The sequence below is a fragment of the Microbulbifer litoralis genome (assembly GCF_023634065.1).
GTDB lineage: Bacteria > Pseudomonadota > Gammaproteobacteria > Pseudomonadales > Cellvibrionaceae > Microbulbifer > Microbulbifer litoralis.
The window spans coordinates 1-11,836 of sequence record NZ_JALKCV010000025.1; the positions used below are offsets into that span (position 1 = coordinate 1).

At 46.3% G+C, this 11,836-nt stretch carries 6 protein-coding genes; all 6 read left to right on the forward strand.

Annotation, left to right across the window (positions count from 1 at the left end; genetic code table 11):
• The first annotated feature begins 219 nt into the window (after positions 1-219).
• Positions 220-2,409 carry a hypothetical protein gene (locus MWN76_RS20605; protein ID WP_250465037.1) on the forward strand — a complete coding sequence of 730 codons (2,190 nt, stop codon included), beginning with the start codon at positions 220-222 and terminating at the stop codon, positions 2,407-2,409.
• Positions 2,410-2,579: 170 nt separating this feature from the next.
• Positions 2,580-3,167, forward strand: coding sequence for a hypothetical protein (locus tag MWN76_RS20610; RefSeq protein WP_250465039.1), 588 nt, complete (start codon positions 2,580-2,582; stop codon positions 3,165-3,167).
• Between the two features lie 627 nt (positions 3,168-3,794).
• Complete coding sequence (locus tag MWN76_RS20615) at positions 3,795-6,557, forward strand: thrombospondin type 3 repeat-containing protein (protein WP_250465041.1); 2,763 nt, start codon at positions 3,795-3,797, stop codon at positions 6,555-6,557.
• A gap of 1,086 nt (positions 6,558-7,643) precedes the next feature.
• Positions 7,644-8,198, forward strand: coding sequence for a hypothetical protein (locus tag MWN76_RS20620; protein WP_250465043.1), 555 nt, complete (start codon positions 7,644-7,646; stop codon positions 8,196-8,198).
• A 119-nt stretch (positions 8,199-8,317) separates the two neighbouring features.
• Complete coding sequence (locus tag MWN76_RS20625) at positions 8,318-10,243, forward strand: pyridoxal phosphate-dependent decarboxylase family protein (protein WP_250465045.1); 1,926 nt, start codon at positions 8,318-8,320, stop codon at positions 10,241-10,243.
• Positions 10,244-11,401: 1,158 nt separating this feature from the next.
• A partial coding sequence (locus MWN76_RS20630) for an isopeptide-forming domain-containing fimbrial protein (protein WP_250465047.1) occupies positions 11,402-11,836 on the forward strand: 435 nt, incomplete at its 3' end.

The following is an 11,836-nucleotide window of genomic DNA, read 5'->3' on the forward strand; positions in this document are numbered from 1 at the left end:
CCGATTAATAAGCCAGGGGAGATAAAATACACTTTCCTTTGAGGATAAACAATTTGTCATTTACAAATTTTATCGTCAAAAATAATTCTTAGACAGACATCAACCATCAGAAAATTTGAACATTCTGTATAGATTATTTAACGGATAGAAATGACAATTTCATTTTTTCTAAAGCCACCTTAAAGACAAAATCCAAATCAAACTATGAGGATATAGAGAATGAAAAAATCATATACACTATATAAATCTTTATTAAGAAGTCGGGAAACAATTTTAGGCCGACTTATAATCTTATCTTTAACTATCCTGCTGGTGCCACTAACGGCATGGTCTCAACCGGGAAACCTGGATACCACGTTTTCTAACGACGGAAAAGTTACTTACAATTTTGATGTAGAGCAGGGCTCTTCATCACAAGCGGAGTCTCGTGGAGTCGCACTTCTTAACGATGGAAGAATACTGTCGGCAGGAAGTGTATCTGATACTGATTCAGTTGACATTGCTTTATCATTGCTTAACCCGGATGGCTCGCTGGACACCGCATTTGGAGCAAACGATGGTACGGCAGGGTTACAATCAGTGGGATTTGAAACTGACACAGCAATCGATATTGAAAGTTTACTGATATTAGCTGACGACAGCATTCTCACGGGAGGCCTGGTTTCGGGTGATCCGGATGGGGCGATAATCGCCAAATTCGACTCCACTGGCAGTATCGATACTAGTTTTGGTAATTTCGCCGGTGCCTTTGCGGGACCAGTAGTCAACACCAACTTCCGAATAGTCGATATGGTAAGTCAGTCCGATGGAAAAATCGTCGCCGCGCTGCGTTCAAATGGACTTGATCCTGTAGATCAACAGTTTGTCGTTGTCCGGTTTCTTGCCGATGGTAATCTAGACACGACTTTTGGGAACCAGGGTACTTCTGTCATTGATGTTGATGTGACTTCATCAGATGTTAATCGGCCAGAATATTCACAGAATCTGTTTTTGCAGAAAAATAAGATTATTGTTTCTGGTGAGACTTCTGACAATCCAACTATGATTCGACTAAACTCAGACGGAAGTCTCGATAATTCATTCGGTGTAAACGGCATATTTACGCTTGATACCAACAATCCCTATGATGCAGTTGATCTTTCTCAACAGAGTAATGGTAGTATTATTCTAACTGGAAAGCTAAGACTTGGTAAACAAGGACAAGAGACATTCTTGCTGAGAACCGATCCCGATGGCAATCTGGATAGCTCTTTCGCCGGCGGTTCAGGAGTCTTCTCTCAGGAAGTTTTTGGAGCGGATAACCCGACAGCAACGTCGATTCAGACCAATGACAAAATTCTCGTAGCTGGCTACTCTTCATCTGAAAGTTTCACGCTGTTCAGAATGGCCTCCGATGGCACGATCGACAATACCTTTGGAAATGGCGGCTCAGTAGAAGCCGACCTCGGATCATCCACAGACGAGGCTTATGCTCTATCACTTCAGACTAATGGAAAAATAGTTCTTTCCGGCCGTTCCGGCGACGACTTTGCAATCGTGCGCTTTTTAGGCGGTGCCCCCAACGCAGATCTATCTGTAGTAAAAGAACCTTCGCTTGAGTCCGTTGCGATCGGCACAGAATTCAATTACACCTTTACTATTAATAACGCCGGCCCGGGGCAAGCCAACAATATTCTTCTATCGGACACTCTACCAGTGGAACTGAGTTATATTTCCTGCTCTGCGCCAACCGGAATTTGTAACTTCAACGGCTCCGACTTTACCGCGGAATTCAGCCAGCTTTCCCCCGGAAATAGCCATACAGTCACTCTCACTGTGGAGCTGGATGTAGCCACTTCACCCGGTGAAGAAATCCAGAATTTCGCGAGCGTACTTGGCGACGAGAATGATCCAGATATGAAGAACAACTCTAGCAGTACCTCTGTCACCGCATTGGCTGCCCCTGAAGCACTCCGCTTCTATCTCCATGGATTCGATATTCCCGGTACGGCCAATGGATTTACTATGGATTTCAGTCCACCCTCTCCGCCGGCAGCGCTGGCTTTGAACCTGGCCACCGCGCCGAGCTGGTACAGTGAACCTTCTCTGGATGGCAGCTTTGTCTCCGGTGACTTTATTCTTCAGTTCCCCTGCTCTCTCGGCATCGGCCTCGCCACTACATATGACCTGCAGCGTACGGCACTAGACGGCAGCAACCCTGAAACCATTGGCTCCAAGACCCAGCCGTTACAGGTTTGTACCGGGACTCAAACCATTAGCATCCCGGTTGGCAATGCAGAAGAGTTTGACGAGGAACGATTGCGTCTACGTATATCGACGTTGCTCGGATTGTCCATCAACCTGGACCTCGGTGAGAACGTTTGGCTAGATACGACAGAGTTTACCGAGAGCACTGATACTCCTTTTTAGAATTCCATACGTGATTGTCAAAGCAATCTCATCGCACCTCACCCCGAAGGAGTAGCAGCCCTTCGGGGCAGGATTAATGTTACCTCTGATGAGCGAACAGCTGTATCTGACCTGTCTGAATCGAACAAGGCATCTCAGAAATCCAAAACTCCAACAATGAGATATAAAATATGAAAAAAATTTATTCATTTATAAACAAAAGTATCGTTTTAAACAAAGTACAATCCGACAGGACTCTCTTCCTTTTCCTGGCTTTTCTACTAACGTCGCTCTTAACTACAAGCGAAATCATGGCTCAACCGATACTCTTCAGCTGCCAGGGCACCACCACAACAACCTATGATCCAGCATTAACTAACGAGAATCAGTTTATCATATCGACGGTAGATCAAGTCTACAGCAACTGTATTCTATACCCTGAAAAAGCACCAGGAACACTTCATGTTATCGCACCTGGCGAGGATTCTTGTACCACTGTTTATCTTTATGATCCATTTATTGCTCGATTAAACTGGAATGACGGAACTTACACAGAGGTCGAATGGATAAATGTTAACGCCGTTCGAGCTAACGGTATGGTGACGGTTACTGCAACCGGCAAAGTCACATCCGGTTTCGGCCTATCGGCATCACCACTGATTCCTACTAGTGCAGAGATGATTTACACCACACCACAGCTGGACTTAGTCGCTTGTGCGAATGAAGGAATAAGCACTAACAACGGCGTAACCTCCTTCACACTTATTGGAGGAATTTAACCTCATATAACACACCGGACAAGTACAGTTTTATTCGGATCGAATTACATAACCTGGCATCAAAGTAATTTACTCAAATATCGTAAATTTATTAATCCTGCCAATACTTACAGGTTTCAGTAAGATTTATTGACTCTCCGACTAGAAACTCTTAGAACTAAAGATTCCACAAACAGAGACTAGAATCAGAAAGATTATCTGTTAATTATATCAAGACAGACAAGAAACTCTGAAATACTCTCACCCGCGGACAACCTTCACCAACAGCACCAGACAGGAACATTACCCATGAACGCCGACACTCAACACTCAAAGCCATAGAAATCACCCTCTTCTTTACCAATCATTTATTTAACAACGATTACTTTTTATACGGAATTTTTCTATAGCGACAAAAAGATCACTTGTATCACGGAAATGACTCCGCCAAAGATTTCGTAGTACAAGACAACCGACATCTCTTTGTATCCGACATTCAGGAGAGCATTTTCAGAAGCTCTTTGGTAAGTCTTAACTCTGAGTAGATATGATTTGGCGATACCGAATTCGTCACATCTGGCGGCTGTATGATATTCGACCTTTATTCACACCACACATCCGTTTTTCATCTTTTCAATGGAGAAAGCCATGCTTTTATCTAAGAAGAGTATCAAGAGCTGCTTCCCAGTAAGAGCAGCCATACACTTAGCGCTATTGCTTATTCTTCCCGCAGCCATGTCACAAGCTCAACCTGGATCCCTGGATAACAGCTTCAATAGTGATGGGAAACTGGTCATTGAGCAATCCTCCCAATCAACGGGTGACGCCAATGATGTATTGATACAACCAGATGGGAAGATCGTTACCGCTGGATCCTATCGATCCGGCGTTTTCGGTGGTAATGAACCGCAGTTTTTTCTGACTAGAACCAACCCGGACGGGAGCCTGGACACCAGCTTCAACGGGTCCGGTCTGACTTACTACAGACGCAGCTTGAACGCTGAAGCAACCATTGCGAACACGATTATCCGTCAGACTGACGGTAAGTATCTTGTCGGAGGCAGGGTACAGGAGAGCGGTGCAATCGAGGGTTCTGTACTGGCGCGAATCAATGCCGACGGCACAATCGATACGACATTTGGCGCCAATGGTTTTTTCTCGAATACCTTCTTCGATGATCGCGAAGAAATTTTTGACCTGGCACTGCAGGATGATGGAAAGATTCTTGCCGCTATAGGTCTTCTTGGGCCTGTCTCTTCAGAAGACTTGCATGTCGTCAGGTTCAATATTGACGGCAGCCTGGATACAACGTTCGGTAGTTCCGGGCTGCTAAGCATTAGTGCAGCTTTCTCACCGACTACCGAGGTGGCAACCACAATTTCGGTGAGTACCTCTGGAGAGATTCTACTAGGCGGGACGGTTAATGACGAAATCGCTGTAGCCAAGATACTCAGCAGCGGTTCATTGGACACTAGCTTCGGGAGTCAGGGAATCGCTGTTGCATCCATTTCCGGATCTCAATTTGTAAACGACCTGTTGATTCAGCCAGATGGAAGTATTGTTGTTACCGGTGTCAGTGATGGCGATTTTCTGACCGCACGTTTTACTCCCTTTGGTAACCTGGACACAGGGTTCAACTCCGGTGTGGGGTACAACATTTTTGATGTTAGTGGTGGTTATGACTTCTCTTCCGGCGTAGCTTTACAGAGTGACGGCGGCCTCATACTTGGTGGTTTCGGAAATCCGTCTACCGGGACCGATTTTGCAGTCGCCCGACTAGACTCTTCCGGTATACTGGATAGCAGTTTCGGAAACAGGGGGATAGTCCTCACTGATTTCAGCAGCTCTTTGGATCAGGGTTATTCCGTCGGATTACAAGCTGACGGCAAGATCGTAGTAGCGGGTGCGACTGACTTTTCACCAACGGGGAATGATAAAGCAGCCTTGGCTCGTTACAATATTGCGACTGCGGATGTCGATGGCGATGGTGTTCCTGACGATTCTGACAACTGCCCCGAAATCGAAAATTCCGGCCAAGAAGACCAGGACTCCGACGGTATCGGTGATGCCTGTGACGACGACGTCGATGGAGATGACGTCGACAACGATGTTGACAACTGCTCTCTGATAAGTAATCCCGGCCAGGAAGACAAGGATAGTGACGGTCTCGGCGACGCCTGCGATATGGATGCCGATGGCGATGGAATTGATAACAGCGTCGACAATTGTCCGCTGACCGCCAACCCTTCTCAGGAAGACCAGAATGGCGATGGGATCGGTGATGCCTGTGACCAGGATATCGATGGTGATGGCATCGACAACGACATGGACAACTGCCCCATCGACGTCAACGCCGGTCAGGAAGATCTGGATAGCGACGACATAGGCGACGCCTGCGACAACGATGTGGACGGCGACGGTCTCGACAACGGCGCCGACAACTGTCCCGTGAATGTCAACCCGGGACAGGCAGACGCCGATGGAGATGGTATTGGCGACGCTTGCGATCTGGATAACGATAATGATGGTGTCAATGGCGACGTCGACAACTGCCCGGCCATTCCCAATCCCGGTCAGGAAGACGCCGACAGCGATACCTTCGGTAACGCGTGTGATACCGATGACGATGGGGACGGCGTTGGCGACGGCACAGACAACTGCCCCATTGATACCAACCCGGGACAGGAAGACGTCGATGAGGACAACATCGGAGACGCATGCGACCCTGATAATGACAATGATGGTGTCGACAACGATATAGACAACTGCCCGGCCATTCCAAATCCCGGTCAGGAGGATACCGACAGCGATACTATCGGCGACGCTTGTGATACCGATGACGATGGTGACGGTATTAACGATGGTGCGGACAACTGCCCAGGCGCATCCAACCCCAGCCAGAAAGATTTCGACGGCGACGGCATCGGCGATGCCTGCGATACTGCCGAGGCATTGAGTTTCTACCTACACGGAAACGACATTGCCGGCACTGCGGGCGGATTTACCATGGACCTGATTCCGCCCTCGCCGTCGCAGCCGCTGGCACTGAACCTGCTCAACGCGCCTACCTGGTACAGCGAACCGGCGCTGAGCGGCAGCTTCGCAGCCGGCGATTTTGAACTCAGCTTTCCCTGTTCACTGGGTATTGGTGTTGCCACCACCTATACATTGCATCGCACCGATCTCGATGGCAGTAACCCTAATCCCATCGCATCGGTCACTCAACCGATTCAGATTTGTACCGGAGCACAGACGATCCTCATTCCAGCGGGCAGTGACGAGGTATTCGATGATGAGCGATTGCGCTTGCGTATTTCTACCTTACTCAGCCTGTCCCTCTCACTCGATCTCGGAGAGGATGTGAAATTGGTAACACCGGAGTTTGAGCAAGGTGGTTTGATTGGCGAGTGAAATTACTCGGATGCTAGTGGTCCGCCTGTACAGTTCGGTAGCAAAGGAGCACAGCAAAATCGTTCAGGTCAAGGCGAGAAAGCGCTGGAATAGCAGCGTTACTTCAAGCTTTCTCAATGCAGAGCTGGGCGATTTGGCGAAGTGAACGGTTACCTAACTTTGCGAGCGTCCCACTAGCCCGGATATTTCACCAGGGGCCACGATGATCGCGCCGAGATCTGTGCGCTCAGTGCGTTTTGGATGAAAAACATCCTTGTTTTTCACCCTGCGGGCGCCCTGGTGGGCGTCCAAATCCTATCCTGTAGGATTTGTGCGGCGTAGATGCATGCTTATTGCACGTATTAGCCGCAAAAATGTGCTGAGCGTGCAGAGATCAAGCGAGGGCGTGGCCAGCATTGGCCGGTGACAATCTGTCCCCGCGGAGATCCCTGAAAACATTAACGAAAAACATAGAATTACGCTGAATACTAAGCGGCTTGGTGAAATATCCGGGCTAGTATAACGTGTAATTTGAACGACCCGAACTGAAGGGGTGAGGTGGCTAGACCTCATGCCCTTTCAATCACCACATTGAAGTTGTGCAGATACTCTATCACTACTCTATCAGAACAAACGCGACGGTGGTGATCTACAGACACCGCTCACCAGACAGTGATCATCGCGCTAAACAGGATCAGGTGGGTCAGCGCTCCCTGAGACACAGGGCTGGATATCGGCAAGAGACTCTCCCAACACGAGCAGTCTTACCAAACGGGGATCCAAATCTAATTCGCGGATCCCTATGCGTCTTTGAATGTGCTCTGAATAATTAGATCACTAAATTGCCCAGACAGTATTACCGGGGATCTGACGATATGACATGGAAACATGATTACTCTTGTAACGAACATGAACTTTATGTATTGCAACATACTAATCTGAAAAAGGAGGCGCAATGGTCAAAGTAATCTGTTCGCACACTATCCAAAGAGAATAAGCTCTTATTGGGAAGGGTTCAGAATGCCAGCAAAGATAACACTATCTTGCTGTACTAACGCTCCGGACCTGACCATCTAGGTTTCAAGTTTGATACTATTCTGGAGACACATGATGAACATCTATAAAATCGTAGTAACCAATATCTGTACTCGCCCCCAGCTATTGGTCTTGCCACTGTCACTATTTTTATTGTCCTTGCTGTCGGTGCATTCCAAGGCACAGATTCTGCCGACCCAGGTAACCTGTACAGGTCTGCAAACGCACACCTATACACCGGGCCTCGTTAATGAGCCTCAGGAAGTGGAAATCAATCTTCAGGCCAATCTCATCTGTGTATCTCTCAGTAACCCGACGATCATATCCGCAACTCGATCACTCCAGGTATCCCTTTCTCGAAGCTGTAACGACCTTCTGAATGGCGGATCCGTCGTGATCGATACCGCATGGAGTACCGGTGAAGCCAGCCAGGAAACGCTCAACTACACTGTAACCTACTCGGGCGGACAACTGACACTAGTCGGACAGGGAACGATTACACAAGGAAAATTCCTTGGTTTGGTTACTACAGATACCATGAATCTTCTCGGGGACATCAGTGCATGTAACACACCAGAAGGACTTACATCACTGAATGGTCCAGTAACCTTTAACGTTCTTCTCTAGTACTTCTGTATATCTATGCTGTCAATGATAATCAGCTCCATAAAACCTGGATCTGGTTCTTTGTAGGCAACACCGATCTTTCTTATCTAATGAATTTACTTTTTAGGTTATAGATTTTTATGAGCTACGAAAGCGTTCTTAACTCAATCAGGAAAGGGTTTCTCAATCCAAGTCCTGACTGTGTAGAAGATGAATATTTTATCGAAGTACTAGCCGACGCATTCAGGAGATCCGTGTCTCTCAAGTCTGGAAATTACGAACTTTCCGCTTTTAACGGAGTATTTAATAACACTGCAGATGTGACAGATTCAAGAATCCCGAGTACAGCATCATCACTTCCTGACGTAATGAAAGTATTAACCAGCTATTTCGAAGGAATGCCAGTCTGGGGGCATCCGTCTATTCAAGAGAACGTAATCCCACCTCCATCCATAGCTTCAATTGTCGGGACATCATTATGCAAACTGCACAACCCATTAATAACCTGGGACAAGTACGGGAAGAACGTATGTCTGGCTGAACAGCAAATCGTATCTATGCTGGCTCAACAAATAGGCTATTGCCCTAAAAAGTCTTCAGGAGTGTTTACATTTGGTGGCACTGGAACACTTCTTTACGCAATTAAAATAGGGATAGAGAAAGCATTGACTGGATTTTTCGGAGAAGACTCCTATCCCTCTATGGAGAGGGGAGTTGGAAATAGGGATTTCGTAATATTTACAAGCGATGCAAGCCACTACTCTGTTGAAACAGTTTCAGCGTGGCTGGGCCTGGGAACCAACGCAGTCATTCGAATTCCCACTAAGAACGACTTCCAGATCGATACAGATATTTTATACCTGGCGGCATTGAAAGCGACAGACCATAGTTTCAATGACAGCCTTGAGAATTTAATAGGGCGGGACTCTGATATCCTTCTATCAAAAAAGCCATTAATTGCATGCTTTGTGGGTACAGTTGGGACAACCGATCATTTTGGAATTGATTGTGTTTCAGAAATTGTCAAGATAAGAAACCATATTGTAGAGGAATATCGTATCGGCTACTTTCCGCATGTTCATGCTGATGCCGTTATTGGGTGGGCGTGGTCATTCTTTAATGGATTCTTCAATGTAAATTCCAGTGAGGACGATCTCAAGCTCCGGGAAATCGGAAATATCGCTTATACAGACCTAAAAAAAGCAAGCCAAAGAATTGAAGCTATAAAGATGGCAGATTCGATAGGCATAGACTTTCACAAATCTGGATTTACTCCTTGCACCTCCAGCCTAATTTTATTAAGGAACACTCCTTCGTATTGCAGGAAGCTTCCAGAGATAAGCGCCACTGATACTGATCGGCTAAACAATGATTTTAGACTTCTGCTCCGAGAAAAAGTAGATACTCCTTATCTATTTTATCTTGGTGATTACCATCCTGGAAAATTCACACTTGAAACCACAAGAAGTGGAAGTGGTGTAATGGCAGCAATGGCAAACCTTCATTTCTTTGGCCAGGAAGGAATGCGATCTATTATTGCTCATTTGGTCCGTCTGCGACGTCTACTATGCTCAGAGCTTGATAAAATTTCAGGCATTTCTTTGTTAAATCCTGACAATCATGGAACGGTTACTCTTTTCAGGGCTTATTTTCAAAAATCGATTCCTGATATAGACATAGGATTGAATAACAAAGATTTATATTCAAGAAAAGTTCTATTAACTAACGTATATAACATATGTGTAGCAAATTACATATCTGAAAATCGTGATATTTATGATGGCTATTCATTGTCCCGTACTGAAGTATTTGAAACCACTGAATACTCTACGAAAAAAGACAGTCAGGTAAAAACCCCATTGATCGCCATAAAATCTTTTCTTATATCCCCTTTCCTAACAGAGAAATCCATAATTTCATTGGCAGAAAGTATTGGCAATAGCGTAATAAATGTTCAAGAATCGGACATCCGCAGGGAACTGATAGCATATCTGAACAAGGAATTCTCATCCGATTTTTGGAAGCACAAACCTTTTAAGGAAAAAGTTATCTTGGAGGACCCGTAACTCAATAGTTCAGAGATAGAGTAGAACACGAAAATTTCGAATTTTTCAGTACGAATTATATTTTCCTGATATTCTGTACTGTTCAGGATTTCTCTTTAACCTTAACTAAAACTGAACTCAATGGCTCATATCTGAATCAACAAGCAAGATAAAATAGTTTGCCAAAGCAACGTGCACGTCGAGCTGGAGTGCAAGAACAGCGTATTGTGTTACCGAATAAGCGATTACCAGGTGTCCGCATAAATATTTCCAGAATCTTCGGCATGTAACTCCAATGAAAAAACTTATCCGGTTACAGAAAATCCACAGGCGTGGCGCCAGATCCATCAAAGTCTGCCCCATGTATCGTATCGCTCGATGTTGTTCGCTACAAAACTCTTCAAGATAGCCTTTATATCAGTCAGGTTATTCACACCATCCAGGCCAGAATATCGAAAGCAAGGAAGAGGTTTCGGAGCTCGGCCTGTTAGATCAGACAGGGATTATCGCTGCTGGGCATTCCCTCCGAAACCCAAAATTGTGGGTTCTCAGACACCCTGAGTAGCTATGTAGAATTTTTTTGGCGACTTTTCGGCTGTCTATACATATCCAACACCACCGGGAGACATAACAGGTCTATGGACCTGTTTTTTAATCAAAATCACCCCTCTCTCCTTACAGTCTTCCTTTTCTACTAAATTCATGCTTTGGTATGAAATTGCGTCAATCTCATGAGAAAAACATCTCATTCCTCACATGGGCATCTATATTGTCAACGCATCAACACTTTCCAGGTTGAAAGGCCGTCTCTCTCGACCAAACACTGGAAGTTAACCTGGAGAAGCAAAGGAGTTACTAGCTGATAAACGAACTTTTATCGCGCCACTGTATGCCGTTGTATATTGGAGATCTCGGGGAAGGGGTAATTCCAAAACAGCTTGCTAATGACTATAGCACTAATTTTCGTGCTGTTTTTTTGGTTATCGGATGATCACCCGGCGCCTTCTCAACGGCGTCTCTTCTATCATCTATCTGTGCTCGGCCTTACCGCGCAACTTTTAAGCCCAAACCATACCTCCTGCGATTTGGTTATCGCAGCCTTATTACCCGTCAAACGTTACCCGTATTCCCTTTGTCCAGCTTTGTCATCAGGCGGAAAGTGACCCTTGAGGAACTGAAGTGCTTACCATCATCCTGAAAAAAACTCTGGCCAGTTGTGGTCGCTCCACCACCTCCCTACTGTTTTCCCTGTTGTTGCTCACCGGCACTGGTGCCCTGGCGCAAACCTCTGTACAAAACAACACTAACGTGAGCCATACCGAGGATCTAACGGATCCCGATCCAGGCAACAACGAAGCGACGACCGATACGCCCGTTCTCCCTGCTCCGGTTGTCGGATACAGCAAAAGCGCTGACGTTACTGATGTATCGGTCGGTGACACTGTTACCTACACCGTCACCGTCAATGTGGCCGATGCGGCACTGAGTGAGGTATTCACCCTTGAGGACACTCTCGGTGCCGGTCTCGACTTTGGCGCCATAGACCCGGGAACCGACGCCGATTTCAGTTGCTCCGTCGGTAATCCGTTCGTATGCACCCTGCCGGCCGCCACC